General features: G+C 70.8%; 16 protein-coding genes. 9 read left to right on the top strand and 7 right to left on the bottom strand.

Translation table 11 applies throughout. The features are described 5' to 3' along the window. Nucleotides 1–119 precede the first annotated feature (119 nt). A complete protein-coding gene (locus Q8791_RS30440) occupies nucleotides 120–734 on the bottom strand; it encodes a rhomboid family intramembrane serine protease (RefSeq protein WP_330095302.1) in 615 nt (204 codons plus the stop codon). A 109-nt stretch (nucleotides 735–843) separates the two neighbouring features. Further along, nucleotides 844–1,317, bottom strand: a complete 474-nt coding sequence (locus Q8791_RS30435; protein WP_330095301.1) for a hypothetical protein — start codon at nucleotides 1,315–1,317, stop codon at nucleotides 844–846. Nucleotides 1,318–1,982: 665 nt separating this feature from the next. Here Q8791_RS30435 and Q8791_RS30430 point away from each other — a divergent pair. The 4 genes from Q8791_RS30430 to Q8791_RS30415 all read left to right on the top strand — a co-directional run bounded on the left by Q8791_RS30430 (nucleotide 1,983) and on the right by Q8791_RS30415 (nucleotide 8,025). Then, nucleotides 1,983–3,674, top strand: a complete 1,692-nt coding sequence (locus tag Q8791_RS30430; protein ID WP_330095300.1) for an ABC transporter family substrate-binding protein — start codon at nucleotides 1,983–1,985, stop codon at nucleotides 3,672–3,674. Between the two features lie 181 nt (nucleotides 3,675–3,855). Beyond that, nucleotides 3,856–4,866 carry an ABC transporter permease gene (locus tag Q8791_RS30425; RefSeq protein ID WP_330095299.1) on the top strand — a complete coding sequence of 337 codons (1,011 nt, stop codon included), beginning with the start codon at nucleotides 3,856–3,858 and terminating at the stop codon, nucleotides 4,864–4,866. 91 nt (nucleotides 4,867–4,957) lie between these two features. Beyond that, a complete protein-coding gene (locus Q8791_RS30420; protein ID WP_330095304.1) occupies nucleotides 4,958–5,797 on the top strand; it encodes an ABC transporter permease in 840 nt (279 codons plus the stop codon). Next, entirely contained in the window at nucleotides 5,794–8,025 is a 2,232-nt protein-coding gene (locus Q8791_RS30415; RefSeq protein ID WP_330095298.1) for an ABC transporter ATP-binding protein, read from the top strand. The genes Q8791_RS30420 and Q8791_RS30415 overlap by 4 nt, the downstream gene beginning before the upstream one ends. Before the next feature lie 103 nt (nucleotides 8,026–8,128). On the opposite strand, the gene Q8791_RS30410 is transcribed toward Q8791_RS30415, so the two are convergent. After that, nucleotides 8,129–8,860, bottom strand: a complete 732-nt coding sequence (locus tag Q8791_RS30410) for an SDR family oxidoreductase (protein ID WP_330095297.1) — start codon at nucleotides 8,858–8,860, stop codon at nucleotides 8,129–8,131. Nucleotides 8,861–9,005: 145 nt separating this feature from the next. Between Q8791_RS30410 and Q8791_RS30405 the strand changes: the two genes are divergently transcribed. The 3 genes from Q8791_RS30405 (at nucleotide 9,006) to Q8791_RS30395 (ending at nucleotide 13,854) form a co-directional block, all read left to right on the top strand. Beyond that, nucleotides 9,006–9,488 (top strand): RrF2 family transcriptional regulator, encoded by a 483-nt coding sequence (locus Q8791_RS30405; RefSeq protein ID WP_330095296.1) that lies wholly within the window; start codon nucleotides 9,006–9,008, stop codon nucleotides 9,486–9,488. Between the two features lie 319 nt (nucleotides 9,489–9,807). Further along, nucleotides 9,808–11,430 (top strand): D-alanyl-D-alanine carboxypeptidase/D-alanyl-D-alanine endopeptidase, encoded by a 1,623-nt coding sequence (gene dacB / locus Q8791_RS30400; protein ID WP_407942085.1) that lies wholly within the window; start codon nucleotides 9,808–9,810, stop codon nucleotides 11,428–11,430. Between the two features lie 414 nt (nucleotides 11,431–11,844). Beyond that, entirely contained in the window at nucleotides 11,845–13,854 is a 2,010-nt protein-coding gene (locus Q8791_RS30395; RefSeq protein WP_330095295.1) for an ABC1 kinase family protein, read from the top strand. A 52-nt stretch (nucleotides 13,855–13,906) separates the two neighbouring features. Here the strand turns inward: Q8791_RS30395 and Q8791_RS30390 are convergent, their stop codons facing one another. Further along, entirely contained in the window at nucleotides 13,907–14,458 is a 552-nt protein-coding gene (locus Q8791_RS30390; protein ID WP_330095294.1) for a TIGR03086 family metal-binding protein, read from the bottom strand. A 174-nt stretch (nucleotides 14,459–14,632) separates the two neighbouring features. On the opposite strand from Q8791_RS30390, the gene Q8791_RS30385 reads away from it, so the two are divergent. Beyond that, on the top strand, nucleotides 14,633–15,436 hold the full coding sequence (locus Q8791_RS30385; RefSeq protein ID WP_330095293.1) for a helix-turn-helix transcriptional regulator: 804 nt from the start codon (nucleotides 14,633–14,635) through the stop codon (nucleotides 15,434–15,436). Here Q8791_RS30385 and Q8791_RS30380 read toward each other — a convergent pair. Both Q8791_RS30380 and Q8791_RS30375 read right to left on the bottom strand, forming a co-directional pair. Next, entirely contained in the window at nucleotides 15,372–15,986 is a 615-nt protein-coding gene (locus tag Q8791_RS30380; protein WP_330095292.1) for a TetR/AcrR family transcriptional regulator, read from the bottom strand. The two genes, Q8791_RS30385 and Q8791_RS30380, sit on opposite strands and share 65 nt — an antisense overlap. A 14-nt stretch (nucleotides 15,987–16,000) precedes the next feature. Further along, nucleotides 16,001–16,324 carry a DMT family transporter gene (locus Q8791_RS30375; protein WP_330095291.1) on the bottom strand — a complete coding sequence of 108 codons (324 nt, stop codon included), beginning with the start codon at nucleotides 16,322–16,324 and terminating at the stop codon, nucleotides 16,001–16,003. 306 nt (nucleotides 16,325–16,630) lie between these two features. Here Q8791_RS30375 and Q8791_RS30370 point away from each other — a divergent pair, with 306 nt between their 5' ends. Beyond that, complete coding sequence (locus Q8791_RS30370) at nucleotides 16,631–17,932, top strand: L,D-transpeptidase (RefSeq protein WP_330095290.1); 1,302 nt, start codon at nucleotides 16,631–16,633, stop codon at nucleotides 17,930–17,932. A gap of 85 nt (nucleotides 17,933–18,017) precedes the next feature. Here the strand turns inward: Q8791_RS30370 and Q8791_RS30365 are convergent, their stop codons facing one another. Further along, nucleotides 18,018–18,668 (bottom strand): TetR/AcrR family transcriptional regulator, encoded by a 651-nt coding sequence (locus Q8791_RS30365; RefSeq protein WP_330095289.1) that lies wholly within the window; start codon nucleotides 18,666–18,668, stop codon nucleotides 18,018–18,020. Nucleotides 18,669–18,843: the final 175 nt, after the last annotated feature.

Raw genomic sequence — 18,843 nt, 5'->3', positions numbered from 1 at the left:
TTCTAGCCCCCCCGCCCCCGCGGGGGGGGGGCGCGCGGACCCGCGCCCCGCGCCCGCGGCAGGAAACGTGAACGGGCTGCTCCCCGCGAGGGGGCAGCCCGTTCGTGCTGTGCGGGGGCTCAGGGGGCGTAGTAGCCGCCCTGGGCGCCCCCGTACCCCTGGTTGAGCTGCCGGGCCCTCTCCCGCTTGGGCAGCAGGTACGCCGCGAGCAGGCCGCCGAGGAAGCCGAAGAGGTGGGCCTGCCAGGAGACGCCGGGGTACTGGGGGAGGACACCCCAGATCATCGTCCCGTAGAAGATGATCACGCAGATCATGATGACGATGTCGATGGTCTTGCGCTCGATGATGCCGCGCAGGACCGTGTAGCCGAAGTAGCCGAACACCAGGCCGCTGGCGCCGACGGTGATGGAGAACGGCGAGCTGAACAGCCAGACCCCGACCCCGCTGACGACGATGATGATCAGCGTGGTGAGCAGGAACCGGCCCAGGCCGCTGAACGCCACGAGGCAGCCCAGGACGAGGAACGGCAGCGAGTTGCCGATGAGGTGTTCGAGGTTGCCGTGCATGAAGGGCGCGGTCAGCACGGTCCAGGGCTGGTCGAGGTTCCAGGCGCGTAGGCCGAATCCCTGGTCGAGCGCGCCTCGGAGGACGAGGCTGTCGAGGAGCTCGAGGACCCACATGGCCGCGAGCATCCCCGCTACGGTCAGGATGGCGGTGATTCTGGACTGCTTCACGCCATCGAGCGTAGAGGACACGCGCTTGCGACGGTATGTCTGTGGGGCGTGTGGTGCGTAATTGTCTGCTGTGTCCGGAGTCGTCCGCCCGGGGGAGGCTCCGCGGCCCTCAGGAGGTCAGCGAGCGCTTGCGCGGCGGGATCCCCGCCACCGCCATGAACGACTCGACCTTGGCGGGGCTGGTCATCCCGGTGAGCGGCAGGTACGTGCGCGAGGCGCGGCGGCTCTGGATCGAGGGGAAGCGCTTGGGCCGCCCGGTGGAGTCGCACAGGCCCAGGGACCGGATGCGGCCCGGCAGGACGTAGTAGGAGCCGATGTCGTGGAAGGGGACGCGCACGATGTACCGGCCGCGCTGGTAGCGGAACTCGCCGTCGGAGATCTCCAGGACGGGGGCCTGGATCATGTGGCCGTGCGCGGCCAGTGCGGCGCCCATGAGCGCGAGGAGCACCCCGAGGGTGATGTGGGCCCAGTGCCCGGGGTCGATCGCGACCACCACGACGCCGAGTACCACCAGAGCGTAACCAGCCCACAGCTCCACGTGCTTACGGCCTACGGGGCAGACCATGCGGACTGTTTCGGACACGGCAGATGCCTCTCTCGCTGGGTGCTGCGGTGGGATGACGGCGGTCGCCGTTTCCGACCCTATCGGCTCCTCAGGCATGCGAACGGTGGTTTCGGACAGTCTGGGCGAGGGATTCGGTATGGGGTATGAGTGCTTTGGTGTAATTCAAGATCTTTGGTGCTTTTATCTGATTAACATCAGATCATCCTATGAATCTCTGTGAGGCAGGAGTCGCTCTCGTTCCTCGGCGTTCGAGGGGGAGGAAAACTGAGACTTTCACCCCTTGTGAGGATTTTCGTGTCCAGTGTCCGATTCCCTCTCGGTAATCGTGCACGAGCGAGCCGTAGTCAAACGTCGTTTACTTCGCGGTAAACGACGTTGACGCTGTCGAATGTCCTGCAATTCATTTCTGGCTTGTCCGAATCTGGATGACGGTGTCTGTTTCGGGGATCTCTTCCTGACCTGCGAGGACGAGAAGTGTTACCGGAACATTGAGGGTTTGTGTCGACGCTCAAGGACGATGGGCGCGAACCGGTTGCGGATGGGTCACGAATCCGGCAGTGGGGCTATACAGACATTTCGCTCAATGGTCTTCTGATCGACTAATCGCCTAAGCTCGGATGGCTGTGTGTGAACCGCACTAACCCGCGCGTCCGGGCTTGTATTAGTGATCAAGGGTGTGACTGATGGAGAATCGTAGGAAATTGCTGGCCGCCGCCGCCGTCGGCGTCTCGGCTGCCCTGGTGCTGGGCGCCTGCTCACCGCCGGAGGACAGCGGTGGTGGCGGTGACGGCAGCTCCGTCACCTGGATCGTCAACCAGGCCGGCGGCGGGTGGAACCACAACGCCCCCGAGGGCGGTTCGGTCTACGTCATCCAGATGGTCCACGGCGTGCTGCCCGTGACGGGGTTCTACAACCCCGAGGGCGAGTGGGAGTGGAACACCGACCTCATCGTCAACACTCCCGAGCTCATCAGCGAAGACCCCATGGTCTGGGAGTACGAGATCAACCCGGACGCCAACTGGAGCGACGGCGAGCCCATCGACGCCGACGACTTCATCTGGGCCTGGAAGATGAACAGCGGCAACGAGGACCTCTGCGCCGAGATCTGCAACTCCCGCGGCTCCGACGTCGACCTCCTGATCGACAGCGTCGAGGGCTCCGACGACGGCAAGACCGTCACGGTGACCATCGCGGAGGGGACGCAGTTCCCCGAGTGGTTCACCTTCGCCCAGGACGGCCTGTACCCCTCGCACCTCGCCGAGGCCGAGGGCTTCGACCTGGACACCCCCGAGGGCATGCTGGAGTCCTCCCACTGGTTCAACGAGAACCCGGTCACGGTCTCCGGCGGCCAGTACATCTTCGAGGGCACCCCCGCGCTCGACGGGCGGATCGTCAAGACCGTCAACGAGGAGTACTACGGCGACCTCCCGGAGATCGAGGAGATCATCCTCGAGGTCAACACCGAGGAGGGCAGCTGGGTCCCCGCGCTGACCAACGGCGAGGTCCAGGGCGGCTCCCCGGCCTCCTGGTCCGACGACGTCATCACGCAGCTCGAGGACGCACCCGACGTCGAGTTCGGCATCGAGTCCGGCGGCAGCTGGGAGCACCTCGACCTCAACCTCGACAACGAGGCGCTGTCCGACCAGGCGCTGCGCCAGGGCATCTTCGCCGCCATCGACGTCCAGAACATCGCGACCCGCACCTACGGCGAGAAGTACCCCGAGGTCGAGCCGCGCACCAACCACCTCTTCTCCTCGACGAGCGAGTTCCACGAGGACGTCATCACCCCGACCGGGCAGGGCAGCGGTGACACCGCGGCCGCCCTGGAGGGCCTCGAGGAGGCCGGCTACGAGCTCAACGGCGACACCCTCGAGCTCGACGGCGAGGCGGTTCCCGCGCTGCGCCTGCGCTACACCGCCGGGCACGTCGCCCGCGAGATCATCGCCGAGCTGATCCAGGCCGACCTGGCCGAGATCGGCGTCACGGCGAACATCGAGACCACCGACGACCTGGGCGGCACCCTCGCCGAGCAGGACTTCGACCTGATGATCTACGGGTGGAGCACCACCCCGGCCTTCGCCAGCACCCCCTACAACTACTGGCACAGCGAGAGCCTGAGCAACCACGGCAAGCTGGACAACGCCGAGGTCGACGAGCTCGTGCAGAGCGCGCAGAACGTCGCCACCCCCGCCGAGGCCGCCGAGTTCGCCAACGAGGCCGCCGCCCTGGTCGCCGAGGAGGCCTACGTCCTGCCCTTCGTGGACACCCCGGCGTTCTACTTCTACGACACCAACTACCTCGGCAACGTCTCGGACAACAACGCCCAGTCGCGCCGAGCCCAGTGGAACCAGCACGAGTGGACCGCGGTCAACTAGCGCACCTCCCGGCCCGCATCGCTCCGTGCTGAACGACGGGGAGAGGCCCCTGGGCCGGTGACCGCCGCCGGGACGCGAGTCCCGGCGGCGGTCACCGCCAGGTTCGGGCCCCGCCCGCCGCCCCCCCGCGGCGGCCGGGGCCGCCTCCCCGTTCCGGGAGCGCTCACCGAAGGACCTACCCATGCTCGTATACACCGCGCGTCGCCTCGCCGTGGCGATCCCAGTACTCCTGGCGGCGTCGGTTCTCGTGTTCCTCATGGTCGACCTCAGCGGCGACCCGCTGGCGGACATGCGCCTCGCGCAGCCACCGCCCAGCGAGGAGGCCATCGCCGCCGCGGAGGCCCGCTACTACCTGGACCGGTCGACCCCGGAACGGTACTGGCTCTGGATGACGGGGATCGGCGGCAACGGGGACATCGGCCTGCTGCAGGGCGAGTTCGGACCCTCGGTCCGAGGCGGCGCCTTCGACATCGGCGAGCAGCTCGCCTCCGGCATCGCCGTCACCCTCCGACTGGTCTCGGCCGCCCTCGTCTTCGCCCTCGGCCTCGCGATCATCGCCGGCGTCATCAGCGCGATGCGCCAGTACTCCAAGCTCGACTACACCCTCACCTTCATCGGCTTCCTCGCCCTCGCCATGCCGACGTTCTGGCTGGGCGCGCTGATCCGCGAGGGCGGCCTGGTCTTCAACCAGGCCACGGGCACCTCGTTCTTCTTCACCATCGGGGCGAACTCGGCCCGGGTGGGAAACATGACCAACTGGGAGTACTTCCTCGACTCCGCCGGTCACCTCGTGCTCCCCACCATCACCCTGATGCTGACCAGCTACGCGGCGTGGAGCCGGTACCAGCGGACGTCGATGCTGGAGGTGCTCAACAGCGACTACGTGCGCCTCGCCAGGTCCAAGGGCGTGCGCAACAGCGTGGTCGTCCGCCGGCACGCGCTGCGCACCGCACTGATCCCCCTGGTCACCGTCGCGACCATCGGCTTCGTGGGCATCATCGAGGGCGTGGTGATCACCGAGACCATCTTCCAGTGGCGCGGTCTCGGGTACTTCTTCATCGAGGCGGTCAGGGCGCAGGACGCGTTCGCGCTCATGTCCTGGCTGATGCTCAGCGGCACCCTCGTCGTCGTCGCCAACCTCATCGCCGACATCCTGTACGGCGTTCTCGACCCGAGGATCCGCTATGAGTGACACCGACAGCCGTACGGCGAGCGGCAAGGGCCCCGTCGGGCTGCCCGCCGGAGGGGACGTCAACCGGGGCGAGGAACTGAGCCAGGTCCAGATGGTCTGGCGCCGGTTCCGCAGGCACCGGGCGGCGATGGTCAGCCTGGTCGTCCTGGGCCTGATCACGGCCTTCGCCTTCGTCGGCCCCTTCGTGTGGCCCTGGGACCACACCGTCAGCCGGGACATCCTCGGCAACCAGGGGCCGAGCCTCCAACACCCCTTCGGCACCACCAACCAGGGCAACGACGTGTTCGCGCAGACGATGCGCGGCACCCAGCAGTCGCTGAAGGTCGCCCTCACCGTCGCGGTCCTGTCGACCGTGATCGGCTCGGTCTGGGGCGCGGTGGCGGGCTACTACCGCGGACGGGTCGACGCGATCATGATGCGCGTCGTCGACGTGTTCCTCATCGTGCCGCTCATCGTCGCCGTGGCCGCGATCAACGGCAACGTCCGGGGCGGGACCACCTGGTACGTGGTGGCGCTGATCATGTGCCTGTTCTCCTGGGCCACCATCGCCCGCGTGGTCCGCGGCGTGGTGCTCTCCCTGCGCGAACAGGAGTTCATCGAGGCGGCCAGGGCGGTGGGGGCCAGGGCCTCGCGGATCATCTTCCGCCACCTGCTGCCCAACGCGGCCGGACCGATCATCGTGGCCGCCACGCTGCTGGTGGCGGTGGCGGTCCTCACGGAGGCCGCGCTCTCCTTCATCGGGTTCGGCATCCAACCGCCGGACATCTCCCTCGGGAAGATGGTGGAGGGTTCCAGGACCGCGGCCTTCACCCGGCCCTGGCTGTTCTATCCGCCCGGCGTCCTGATCGTCATGATCTGCCTGACGATCAACTTCATCGGTGACGGACTCCGGGACGCACTCGACCCACGACAGACGATGGTGCGGCGATGACCACGACCGAACACATGAGCGACGGCCACACCCCGACCGCCGCGAGCGACGTCGTCCTGGACGTCCAGGACCTCAGCGTCACCTTCTCGTCCGAGGACGGACCCCTGAACGCCGTGCGCGGCGTCACCTACCAGGTCCGCCGAGGCGAGGCGCTGGGCATCGTCGGCGAGTCGGGCTCGGGCAAGTCGGTGACCTCGATGGCGATCATGGGCCTGCTGCCCAGGACCGCCAAGGTGACGGGGTCCGCCAGGGTCCTCGGCGAGGAGGTCATCGGGCTCGGCGACGCCGCGATCAGCAAGATCCGCGGTGAGAAGATCGCGATGATCTTCCAGGACCCCCTCACCTCGCTGAACCCGGTGTACACGGTCGGCTACCAGATCGCCGAGGCCGTGCTCACCCACCGGGACGTGACCAAGAAGCAGGCGCGGGAGCGCGCCGTCGACCTCCTCGACAAGGTGGGCATCCCCAACCCCGAGCGCCGGGTCGACCAGTACCCGCACGAGCTGTCCGGCGGTATGCGCCAGCGGGTGGTGATCGCCATCGCGATGGCCAACGACCCCGACGTCATCATCGCCGACGAACCCACCACGGCCCTGGACGTGACGGTCCAGGCCCAGGTGCTGGAGGCGCTGGAGGCGGCCCGCCGGGAGACCGGGGCCGCCCTCGTGCTGATCACCCACGACCTCGGCGTGGTGGCCGGGCACGTCGACCGGGTGGCGGTCATGTACGCGGGCCGCCTGGTGGAGACGGGCACGGTGGAGGACGTCTTCTACCGCCCGCGCATGCCCTACGCCCTGGGGCTCCTCGGGTCCATGCCCCGTCTGGACGGGGGGCGGCACGAGCGGCTCACCCCCATCCTGGGGACGCCGCCGTCACTGCTCAACCTCCCCCGGGGGTGCGCGTTCGCGCCGCGCTGCCCGATGGCGCAGGACATCTGCCACGCGGAGCAGCCCGAGCTCGCGGAACCCGCCGACGCCGAGGCGTCCGGTGAGGGTGCCACGGAGGACGATCCGCTGCGCCGGCACCGGTCGGCCTGCCACTTCAGCGAACGTCTGGCCGGAGTCCGCCCGGACGACCTCTTCCGGCCCACCTCCGTGGACGCGGAGGCGCCGGCCGAGGTCCTGGAGGCCGAACTGGGGGGCGCCCCCGTCGAGGGGGGTTCCGCGCAGAAGGCCCCGGGGACGGAGAACGAGGACGGCGCGGGGAGGGACGGGGCACGGGCCGAGGTCCTGCTGAGCGCCACCGACCTGGTCAAGCACTTCCCGATCCGTTCCAAGGGCATCCTCCGGCGCAAGGTCGGCGAGGTCCAGGCGGTCTCGGGGATCTCCCTGGAGCTGCGCGAGCACGAGACCCTCGCGCTCGTCGGCGAGTCCGGCTGCGGCAAGTCCACGACCGCGCGCCTGCTGCTCCAGCTGATCCGCCAGACGTCGGGCGACGTCCGGTACATGGGGCAGCCGCTGCACGACCTGTCGGACGCCCAGATGCGGCCGCTGCGCCGCGACCTCCAGCTGGTCTTCCAGGACCCGTTCGCCTCCCTCGACCCGCGCATGACGGTCTCGGACACCGTCGCCGAGCCGCTGCAGATCCACGGCAGGGCCAAGGGCGCGAGGACCCGGGTGAAGGAGCTCCTGGAGCTGGTGGGCCTCAACCCCGAGCACGGCTCGCGCTACCCGCACGAGTTCTCGGGCGGCCAGCGCCAGCGCATCGGCATCGCCCGCGCCCTGGCGCTCAACCCCAAGGTGCTCATCCTGGACGAGCCGGTGTCGGCACTGGACGTGTCGATCCAGGCGGGCGTGATCAACCTGCTGGAGGACCTCCAGGACGAGCTGGGCCTGTCGTACCTGTTCGTCTCGCACGACCTGTCGGTGGTCAGGCACATCGCCGACCGGGTCGCCGTGATGTACCTCGGCAAGATCGTGGAGACGGGCACGACCGACCAGCTGTTCAGCGCTCCGGCGCACCCGTACACGCAGGCGCTGATCTCGGCCATCCCGCTGCCGGACCCGGTCAAGGAGAGGACCCGGGAGCGGATCGTCGTCACCGGCGACGTCCCCAGCCCGGCCGACCCCCCGTCCGGCTGCCGGTTCCGTACACGGTGCCCGAAGTTCGCGAACGACCTCTCGGAGGCCGAGCGCGTCAGGTGCGTGGAGGAGCCCCCGGACCTGCTGGACCGGGGGACCGGGCACCGGGACGCCTGCCACTACTCCCAGGTGGTCGAACTGATCTGAGCCGTTCAGGAACGACGGGCCGGCGCCGGGGCGGGAACCCCGGCGCCGGCCCGTCGGCGTTCCCCGGGAGGCGTCGGCCCCTCCGCGGCCGACGGCGGAGGGGTCAGGCGAGCCAGTCGGTGTAGCGGGTGGCGGCGATGCGCGCGCCCTCCCCGGGGACGAGGACGTCCCCCTCGACGGCCGCGAACATGCCCGCGGTGTCATCGGTGGTGACGGAGCGCCCGTCGCCCCTGGCGGCCAGGGTGATGCGGCCGAGTTCGTCGAGGGGGTACACGTCGGGGCCCGCGATCTCCAGGACGCCGTTCAGGGGCGTACCGGCGGCGACCTCGGCGACGACGGCCGAGACGTCCGCGGCGGCGATCGGCCGGAGCGGTGTGCTCGGCAGGCGGACGGTGCCGTCGTCGGAGGTCCAGGACAGGACCGAGTCGACGAACTCCATGAACTGCGTGGCGCGGACGATGGAGTACGGGAGGGGGCCGGCCTGGAGGATCTCCTCCTGGAGCACCTTCGCCCGGTAGTAGTCCAGGGCGGGGACCTGGTCGACCCCGACGATGGAGAGGACGACGAAGTGCCTCGCCCCGCCCCGCACGCCCGCCGCGAGGAGGTTCTCCATCGACGTGCGGAAGAAGGCGTACGAGGCCTCGTCGAAGGTGGGGGAGTTCGTCAGGTTGACGACGACGTCGGCGCCCGCGACGGCCTCCTCCAGGCCCTCGCCCGTGATGACGTCGACGCCGGAGGACAGGGAGTGCGGCACCGCCCGGTGCCCGGCCGCGTTCAGGTCCTCCACGACCCGTGAACCGATCAGCCCGGTTCCACCGATGACTGCGATCTGCATGGCAGGCCCTTCTCTCGATGAGGTGCTACGGGGACGCGCCCCACGGCTCCGCCGCGTTCCGCGCCAATACTCGGACACGTCTTGTCCGGGATAATACACGGACACCACCTGTCCGGGTTGTTTCCGGCGCGGGTAGGGTGCAGGGATGAAGATGTCCGGCGGGGTCGAGTGGGCGCTGCACTGCTGCGTGGTCCTCACCTCGGCCCAGGAGCCGGTACCGGCCGCGCGGCTCGCGCGCCTGCACGACGTCTCGCCCACCTACCTGGCCAAACAGCTCCAGGCCCTCGCGCGCGCCGGACTCGTGCAGTCGGTGCAGGGCAAGTCCGGCGGGTACGTCCTCACCCGCTCCCCCGCGATGATCACGGTGCTCGAGGTCGTCGACGCGGTCGAGGGGCCCGGCGCGGCGTTCGTGTGCACGGAGATCCGCCGGCGCGGCCCGCTCGCGATGCCGGCCGGGTCCTGCGTCAAGCCCTGTGCCATCGCACGGGCGATGGCCGCCGCGGAGTCGGCGCGAAGGGCGGCGCTGGGGGCCGTCACCATCGCGGACCTGGCCGACGACGTCGTGGCCGACTACGGGGACGGCGCCTTCTCCGGCATCGGCGCCTGGCTGAGCGACCCCGACGCGTAGGCCCCCTGGAACGGCGGATCCGGGGCCGGACCCGACCCGTGCGCCCCGAGGGGCGGACCCCGACCGTCCCCGGCCCCCGGGAGGCCGGCGCGGCGGTCCTGGTACGCCTGTCCGCTCCCGGGCGGTCGCGCCGGTCCGTGTTCCTCCGTGACCGCGCGCCGCTGCCGGGCTCCGGCCCCTGACCGGCCCGTCCGCGTTTCCCGGGGACGGCCGACGCTGAGGGAAGCCCTGCCACGCCGGGCGATCCGCGCGCGGGAGAGTGGATCGGCGGGTGCTCCTGGGCTAAGGTGCCTTGCTTCTGCCCTCATCGAGGAGACCCATGAGACCAGACACCCTCCGTGACCCCCTGCGCCCCCGCCGTGCCGGAGGGCGCGGCGGCGCGTGGACGGCCGCAGCCGCCCTCGTCACCATCCCCCTGCTCCCGATGACGCCCCTGGGGGCGTCCCCCGCGCTCGCCGACACCGCCGACGCCCGCGTGGCCGACCTGCGCGACGACATCGACGCCATCCTGGAGGACCCGGCCCTGGAGGGCGCGGTCTCCGGGGTTGTCGTCGTGGACCCCGCGACCGGCGAGGAACTGTACTCGCGCGACGGCGGGGAGCAGCTGCTGCCCGCGTCCAACATGAAACTGTTCACCGCGGCCGCCGCCCTGGAGGTCCTGGGCGCCGACCACGCCTTCGGCACCGAGGTGGCGGCCGAGGACGCGCCCGGGCGCCGAGGAGAGGTCCAGGACCTCTACCTGGTGGGCCGGGGCGACCCGACGCTGTCCGCCGAGGACCTGGACGCCATGGCCGCCGAGGTGGCGGCCTCCGGGGTCCGCACGGTCAAGGGCGACCTGTACGCCGACGACACGTGGTTCGACTCCGAGCGGCTCGTGGACGACTGGTGGCCCGAGGACGAGCCGTACGCCTACTCGGCCCAGATCTCCGCCCTGACGGTCGCCCACGGGGAGCGCTTCGACACCGGCGTGACCGAGGTCGCGGTGACCCCCGCGGCGGAGGGCGAGCCCGCCGTCGTCGACCTCGGCGCGGCCGAGGGCTACGCCGACCTCGACAACCAGGCGGTCACCGGTGCTCCGGGCAGCGCCAACAGCCTGGTCATCGACCGTCCGGTGGGCACCAACACCATCACGGTCACCGGCTCGCTCCCCGCGGACGCGGCGCGCGTGACCGCGCTGCGGACGGTCGACGAGCCTGCCGCGCTCGCCGGACACCTCTTCGAGGAGGCGCTGGAGAACAACGGCGTCACCGTGAAGGGCGACGTCGGCCTGGGCGGGGTCCCCGCCGACTGGGAGGCGCCCGAGGTGCTCGCCGACCACACGTCGGCCGGGCTCTCCGAGATCCTCGTCCCCTTCATGAAGTTCAGCAACAACGCGCACGGCGAGATGCTGGTGAAGAGCATCGGGCAGGAGACCTCCGGCGCGGGCACCTGGGACGCCGGGCTCGCCGGGGTGGAGGACGCGCTCTCCGGTCTGGGAGTGGACACCTCGAACCTGGTCCTCAACGACGGCTCGGGCCTCTCCCGGGGCAGCCTGGTCACGGCGGACACCGTCGTCGACCTGCTCGGGCGGACGGGCGGAGCCTCCTGGGAGGAGCCCTGGTCCGCGTCGCTGCCGGTGGCGGGCGAGAGCGACCCGTTCGTCGGCGGCACCCTCGCCAACCGGATGCGCGGCACCGCGGCCGAGGGCGTGGTCGAGGCCAAGACCGGCACGATGAGCGGCGTCAGCGCCCTGTCCGGGTACGTCCCCGGTCCGAACGGCGAACTGGTGTTCAGCATCGTCAACAACGGCCACTCCGGGCCGGCGCCGCTGGCCGTCCAGGACGCGATCGCGGTCCGGCTGGCCGAGTACACGGGCCACCAGGCGCCGGAGGGTGTCAGCCCGCTGCGAGCCCCGGTGCAGGGCAGCGGTGAGCTGGAGTGCTCCTGGGAACAGGCCTGCTGACCGGCGGGCGCACCGGCCGAACGGCACGGTGACCTGACGGAGGAGACCGGCGGGGCCGCGGGAGCGGCCGGCCGGAGACGAGGGCCACGGGGTGAACCCGTGGCCCTCTGGTCGTCCACAGGCGGGGGTTCGCTCTGTCGGGGCGGCCCTCGCGGTGGCAGTCTGGAACCACGGCGCCACCCCACCCCCCGCGCGACCGTGTCGCCCTCCCCGGCGGTGCCTGTCCGCGTACGCGTGACCGCCGAGCCCGACCGCTCCTGCCTGTCCCCGCGTGCGGTTCTCCGTGTGCACGGGACCCGCCCGCCTCCGGAGCCCTCCTCCCGGTCGGCACCCCCACGCGCGCGAGGACCGGGATCGGCCGAGTGAACCTCCGGCGCACCCGGCGCCTCCCCGCACGCGCGGGGACCACGGAAAGTGAGTGTCCAGATCGTGACGTACCTGGGTGAGGGAATCTCCCAACTCCTGTCGCTGGCCGTGTTCGTCGTCCTGCTCCTCGGACTCGGCACGCTCGCCAGCCGCATGATGGGCGTGCCGTTCAGCGCCCCCCGGTTGGCGCTGGGCGGCATCGTCGGGTTGTTCCTGGGCTCCATCGCCTCCGTCGTCCTCTACTACGGGTCCTTCGAGGCGCTCGCCGGGCTCGATCGCGCGCCCGGGCCCGCGTTCGTCGTCGTCATGACGGGCGTCTCCGCCGCCGCGTCCCTGCTGGCCTTCGTCGCCCTGGAACTCGCCCTCCCCCGGGGCACCCGGCTGAGGCCGCTCCAGGCCGCCCGCGCGGTGGTCGACTGGTACGGGCGTATGCGCCGTTACCGGCAGATCATGTGGATCGTCGCCCGACAGGGGCTGGGGGGCTACGCGGACGGCCGGAGGGAGACGGGAGAGGGCGCGTCCGGTCGGCGCCGCCTGGCCCGTTCCCTGGCCCACTCCCTGGAGGAGGCGGGGGTGGTGTTCATCAAGCTCGGCCAGGTGTTGGCCACCCGGCGCGACCTGCTCCCGCCGGTGTTCGTGGAGGAGCTGGGGCGGTTGCACAGCGCGGTGGCCCCGGTCCCCGCGGACGAGGTGCGGGCGAGCGTGGAGCGTGAACTGGGCCGCCCCCTGGAGGAGGTGTTCGACGACTTCTCCGAACGCCCCCTCGCCGCCGCCTCCGTCGCCCAGGCGCACACGGCCCGGCTGCGCAGCGGCGAGGAGGTGGTGGTCAAGGTGCAGCGTCCCGGGATCGGCCCGGTCGTGCGCCGGGACCTGGACATCATCCGGCGGCTGGCGTCGCGCTTCGAGACGAGCACCGACTGGGGGCCCGCGATCGGGGTGGCGAACCTGGCGGAGGGGTTCGCGGACGCGCTCCGGGAGGAGCTGGACTTCGAGGTGGAGGCCGCCAACATCGCCGCCGTGTCCGAGGCGGCCCAGGGCTCCCCGGTGCGCATCCCCCGGGTGTACGACGCCTACACGAGCCGACGGGTCCTGGTCATGGAACGCCTGCACGGAGTTCCCGTCGGCGGCGCCGACCCGGCCGCCGCCGACGGGCCCAGGCTCGCGAAGGCCCTGCTGGAGTGCCTGCTCGAACAGGTGATGATCAGCGGCATCTTCCACGCCGACCCCCATCCCGGCAACATCCTGCTGCTCGACGACGGCGAACTGGGACTGCTCGACTACGGGTCGGTGGGCCGTCTGGACGGGGTGACCCGAGAGTCCCTCCAGACGATGCTGGTCGCCCTGGACCGGGCCGACGCGGTCCTGTTGACCGACACCCTCCTCGACGTGGTCACCGACCCGGCGGGGGTGGACGAGGAGCGCCTGCGGAGGGCCCTCGGCCAGTTCATGGCGCGGCACCTGCACCAGGGGATGACCGCCAGCATGAGGATGTTCACCGAGCTGCTCCTCATCGTCACCCGGTTCGGGCTCGGCCTGCCGGCGGAGCTGGCGGCGGTCTTCCGGGCCCTGGCCACCCTGGAGGGCACCCTCGTGTACCTGGACCCGGGGTTCGACACGGTCACCGAGACCAAGCGCTTCGCGGAGGCGCGGATGTCGGAGCGGTTCACCAGGGACAGCCTCCGCGACCTGGCGGTGGACGAGGTGTTGGCGATGCTGCCCGCGCTCCGCCGCCTTCCGCGCAGGCTGGACCGGATCACCGACCAGCTGCACAAGGGCAGGTTCACCGTCCTGGTGCGGCCGTTCGCCCACCCCGAGGACCGGCGCCTGCTCACGGGGCTCGTCCACCGGATGATCCTCACCGTCCTGGCGGTGACCACCGGGTTGACCGCGGTCGGCCTGTTCAACGTCACCGACGGCCCCCACGTGGCGTGGGCGGACATGTCCACGCGCGCCCAGGTCCTCAACGCCTCGGCCTGGCTGCTGCTGGCGCTGGCGGGGCTGCTGGTCCTGCGGCTCCTGGTGGGCGTGTCCAGGGACGGGTCGCCGAGAAGACGCTGAGGCGCCCGCCGCCCATGCCGTCCCCGCCCGGGAGCCCGTGGGCGGGGCGCGGCTACCAGGCCCTGCGTCCGACGAAGGCGAGGAACCGCGTCTGGGCGTCCGCGTCCTCCGGCGGGGTGAGCTCGGGGCCGCAGACGCCCTCGCCGCGCATGGTGTCGCCGAACGCGGCCGTGTTCGCGTGCGCCCAGCGCACGTCCTCGGGGTCCAGGCGGTCGTCCAGGCCGGCGGCCCGTGCCAGGTCCCAGCGGTGCACGACGAGGTCGAAGCTGAGGAACCGGTCGACGGACCGGGCGAACGTGGTCCGTCCGAAGTACCCGTCGTACTCGGCGTTCGCGCGCTCCGGGGCGTCCAGGTCGGCCTGGACCACCGCGCGGGCGGCGTCCCAGGCGGCGGCGGGGCTCTCGTCCACCGAGGGGATGTCGCCCAGGTCGCGGCCGACCAGGCGGAGGAACATCCCCTGGGTGTCCACCACGTGGCGGACCACGTCCCGGGCGGTCCACCGCTCGCAGGGGGAGGGGGCCGACCAGCGGTCGTCGGGTACGGCCGCCACCGTGGCGGCGAAGTCGTCGGAGAGGCGGGCGTAGCGTGCGGAGATGTCGCTCATGACGGAGGTCCTCCTGGATCGTTCGAGGTCTGGTCCCATCCTCGTCCGGAGGTCCTGTCCGGGTCTTGAAGAAACGCGACAGGCCCGCGGCGGCCGGGCGGGTGCGGCGGAGCCTCTCCGACCGGGGCCTGCGCGACCGGGGCACTGTCCGACCGGGATCCTACGCTGGTGGGTGTGAGACCAGAGCCCGTCGAGCGGGACGCGCGGGGCATCATCGATCCGGAGACGGGGCTGACCCGCTTCCGGCTCGACAGGTACGCGCCCTCCGCGTCCGTCGCCCGCTTCGTGGACCGCTACTGGGTGGCCTCGTGGGACCTGACCGGCCGCGAGCCGTACACCCAGCGGGTCCTCGCCCATCCCGTGGTCAACGTGGTGTTCACCGGTGGCGCCGCCACGGTGCACGGACCCGCCACGGAGGTCACCCCCCGCCGGCTGGAGGGGGAGGGGTGGGCCCTCGGGGTGATGTTCCGCCCCGCCGGGTTCCGCCCGTTCCTCGGCCGGCCGATGAGCGGGATCGTCGACACCGCGCTACCGGTGTCGGAGGTGTTCGCCGGGGAGGAGTTCCCCGGGGAGCCGGGTCCCCTCATGGCCGCGGTGGACCGCGCCCTGGCCGACCGGCTGCCCGAGGGCCGCCATCCGTCGGAGGACACCCGCGACGTCGTCGAGCGGGTGGCCGCGGATCCGACGGTGGTCGGCGCCACCGCCCTCGCCGCGAACGAGGGGGTCGGCGTGCGGCTGCTCCAGCGCAGGTTCGCCGACCACGTCGGGCTGGGACCCAAGACGGTGATCCGCAGGTACCGCCTCTACGAGGCCGCGGAGCGGGCGAGGCGGGGCGCCCCGCCCGACTGGGCCAGGCTGGCCGCCGAACTGGGGTTCAGCGACCAGTCCCACCTGACCAGGGAGTTCACCGCCGTCATCGGCGTTCCGCCGGCCCGTTACGCGGCGCTGGGGAGGAGCGGAGGACGAGCAGCCGGGTGAGGACCCGGTGGACGCCGTCCGCGTTCAGCCCCGGGTCGGTGCAGGCACGCAGGAACAGGCCGTCGACGGTGGCGGAGGCGGCCTGGCGGTCGTCCGGATCGGGAAGGTGCGGCGCCAGGAAGGCGTCCACCGCGCGGTTCCACCGGTCGATCTGGGGCCGCAGCGCGGGCCGCCGTGCCGCGAGCAGGAACAGTTCGTACTCCGCGACCGCGGAGGCCCGGCCGGACCCCGCCCCCGCGCCCGCGTCGGCGATCAGTTCGGCCAGCCCCCGCAGCGCGGAGTCCGCGTCGTGGGGGAGGGCCTTCAGCGCCTCCACGTAGGTGTCGTTGACCCGGGTGAGGGCGTCCACGAGCAGGTCGTCGACGGCCGCGTAGTAGTAGGTGACGGTGCTGGGCGGCACGCCGGCCTCGGCCGCGACGCGGCGCTGGCTGACCGCGGCCACGCCCTCGCGTTCGACGAGCCGCATGGTGGCGTCCAGGAGCAGCCGGCGCCGCTGCAGCCCCTTGAGCCTGCGGCCGTCGGTGGTCTCCTCGTCCGGGGTGACGCCCACGGTGTTCCTCCTGGTCAATGCGCGCCGCCCAGTTCCAGCGCCATCACTCCGCCGATGATCAGGGCGATGCCGCCCACCTGCACCCAGGTGAGGGACTCCCCCAGGAAGAGGGCTCCGATCGCCGCCACCAGCGCGATGCCCGCGGCGGCCCACACACCGTAGGCCACGCCGAGGTTCATGCCCCGCGTGAGGGACTGGCTGAGCATCGTGAAGGCGGCCACGTAGCCGACCACGACGACCACCGAGGGGATGAGGCGGGTGAACCCCTCGGAGAGTTTGAGGGAGGTGGTGGCGACCACCTCGGCGATGATGGCACCGACCAACCAGAACCAGGGCATGGGACCTCCACGGTAAAACTGGTCAAGTGATCAGGTTTCTTCCGACAAGAAACCTGAGCGTTCGAACAAGATGTTACCCGTTGGGGCCTCCCGGTGTACAGATCGGTTGGGAGATGCCCGTAATCTCATATCTGGAGGGCTTCTGGCACGTACCCCCTGGGTGTATGGTCGGCGGTTCCGGCGCTCCGCCCGCGTCGGTGGTAACCGCTCTATACCGATGTGCGGGTTTTCAGAACCTTTTTCCCGCAGGTGCGTCTTAGTGGCAGTAGGCACACGGCGTTCGACGTACGACATGGAGGTCCAGACGTGACGGGCAAGACCCCTTCGGCGGTGACGCGTCGGTTCGGTATCGGGCTGGCAGCGCTCGCGCTCGTCGCAACGGCCTGTACGTCAGGTGAGGCCGAGACGCAGGGCAACAGCCCCGACGACGCCGGTTCGGACGCGGCCGAGCTGGTGATCACACCGGAGGAGGGTGCTGAGGAGGTCGCTCCCAACTCCCCCGTCACGGTGACCGCCACCAACGGCGTCATCACCGACGTCACGGTGGACCAGGTCGTCGTCAGCGAGGCCGCGGCGGAGGGTGAGGGCGAGGACGACTCCGACCTCTACGCCATGACCGGAACCCTCAACGAGGACGAGACCGAGTGGGTCAGCGACTGGAACCTGCGCCCCGGCTCGGAGATCGTGGTGACCGCGACCGCCGAGAACGAGGCCGGCGAGGCGACCGAACTGGTCCAGGAGTTCACCACCCTGGACGCGGTGGCCGGCCAGCGCCTGGAACTGGAGTCCAACTTCCCCAGCTCCGGTGACACCGTCGGTGTCGGCATGCCGATCGTGATCAACTTCGACCTGCCAGTGGCCAACAAGGCCCAGGTCGAGAACTCCATGGAGGTCATCTCCGAGCAGGAGGTGACGGGCGCCTGGAACTGGGTCAACGACAAGACCGCGCAGTTCCGCCCCGAGGAGTACTGGGACCCGTACCAGCAGGTCAGCGTGGATCTCCGCCTCGCGGGGGTCGAGGCGTCCGAGGGCGTCTACGGTGTGCGGAACTACCGGATCGACTTCGAGATCGGCCGCGAGCTCATCGCCACCATGCACGTTCCCGACCACGAGATGGTCATCACCGTGGACGGCGAGCAGGAGCGCGTCATCGAGGTGAGCAACGGCAAGGCCAGCCGCCACTTCGACACCACGAGCAGCGGCACCCACGTGCTGATGGAGCGCTATGAGAGCCTGACGATGGACTCGGCGACGGTCGGTATCCCCGAGGACTCGCCCGGCTCCTACAAGGTCGACGTGCAGTACGCGGTCCGGACCTCGTACAGCGGCGAGTTCGTGCACGAGATGAACAACAACGGCAACATCGGCTCGGCCAACTCCTCGAACGGCTGCACCAACCTGCGCATGGACGACGCCCTGTGGTTCTTCGAGAACACCCTGATGGGCGACGTCCTCGACACCACGGGCACCGACCGTGAGAAGGAGTGGGACAACGGCTGGGGCGTCTGGCAGAAGTCCTGGGACGAGTGGCTGGAGAGCAGCGTGACCGGCGAGGCCCAGGTCACCGACGGCTCCGGCACCCCCGGCTCCGTCCACGGCGAGCAGTAGAAGCCGCACCACACGTCCGAGGGGGCGTCGGGAACCGTCTGGTTCCCGACGCCCCCTCGTCGCGTTCCCGGCCGTTCGGCCCCGCTCAGCCCTCCTGGGACAGCCGTGCGACGAGGGCGTCTATCACCAGCCCGGTCACGGAGGCCATGTCCACGGCGTCGGGGTCCAGGAGCCACTGCACCTGGAGGCCGTCCATGACGGCGATGACCGCCGCGGCGGCGGCCCCGGCCGGTGTGTGCCCGTCCGGGCCGGGGGTGGACGCGGCCGCCCTGTGCTCGGGGGCGAGCCGGTCCAGGACGGCGTCGCCGATCTCCCGGCGCAACACCGTGTAGCGGTCCCGGAACCACTCCTGAGCGGGGTGCTGGTCGGTGGCGCTCTCCGCGGACAGGACGGCGTACAGCTGGGTGGTCCCCGGCCGGGTCGCGTTGCGCTCGGCCGTGGTCACCAGGTGGTCGAGCATCCGGCTGCCCTCGGGCGCCGGGTCGGTGTCGTCCCGCAGTTCGAGAACGGCGGTGAGCAGGTCGGTCTTGGAGCCGAAGTGGTGCAGGACCCCGGCGGGGGTGATGCCGAGCATCGCCGCGATGTCGGCGAGGGAGGTGTTGTTGAACCCCTGGGCCGCGAAGACGTCGGCGGCGGTGCGCAGGATCTGCTCCCGCCGGTTCACCCGCTTCCGTGGCGTCGGGGCCTCGGAACCGGCGGGTGCCCGGGTGTCCGGTGCGGGGGTCGTCTCGCTCATTCCTGCTCTCCACTTCGTTGTACCCGGCGGGTACTCCGGGCCCGCGGCTGGGGTCGGGGCCCGTTGCCCACGGTATCGAGATTCCCCTTACTCCCCTTGCTTAATAAACATTAAGTAAGTAAAGTTCCCGCCCAAGAGACGTACATCACACGTCTGGGTGGGGCCCTCGCACCGC

It is taken from the genome of Nocardiopsis codii, from assembly GCF_036327455.1.
GTDB lineage: Bacteria > Actinomycetota > Actinomycetes > Streptosporangiales > Streptosporangiaceae > Nocardiopsis > Nocardiopsis codii.
This window is presented reverse-complemented; position numbering and strand designations above follow the sequence as displayed.

Bases quoted from the DNA above. Each gene is read 5' to 3' on its own strand.
- Q8791_RS30425 (WP_330095299.1), top strand. From the start codon at position 3,856: ATGCTCGTATACACCGCGCGTCGCCTCGCCGTGGCGATCCCAGTACTC.
- Q8791_RS30405 (WP_330095296.1), top strand. From the start codon at position 9,006: ATGAAGATGTCCGGCGGGGTCGAGTGGGCGCTGCACTGCTGCGTGGTC.
- Q8791_RS30375 (WP_330095291.1), bottom strand. From the start codon at position 16,324: ATGCCCTGGTTCTGGTTGGTCGGTGCCATCATCGCCGAGGTGGTCGCC.
- Q8791_RS30420 (WP_330095304.1), top strand. From the start codon at position 4,958: ATGGTCTGGCGCCGGTTCCGCAGGCACCGGGCGGCGATGGTCAGCCTG.
- Q8791_RS30430 (WP_330095300.1), top strand. From the start codon at position 1,983: ATGGAGAATCGTAGGAAATTGCTGGCCGCCGCCGCCGTCGGCGTCTCG.
- Q8791_RS30410 (WP_330095297.1), bottom strand. From the start codon at position 8,860: ATGCAGATCGCAGTCATCGGTGGAACCGGGCTGATCGGTTCACGGGTC.
- dacB (WP_407942085.1), top strand. From the start codon at position 9,808: ATGAGACCAGACACCCTCCGTGACCCCCTGCGCCCCCGCCGTGCCGGA.
- Q8791_RS30415 (WP_330095298.1), top strand. From the start codon at position 5,794: ATGACCACGACCGAACACATGAGCGACGGCCACACCCCGACCGCCGCG.
- Q8791_RS30365 (WP_330095289.1), bottom strand. From the start codon at position 18,668: ATGAGCGAGACGACCCCCGCACCGGACACCCGGGCACCCGCCGGTTCC.
- Q8791_RS30390 (WP_330095294.1), bottom strand. From the start codon at position 14,458: ATGAGCGACATCTCCGCACGCTACGCCCGCCTCTCCGACGACTTCGCC.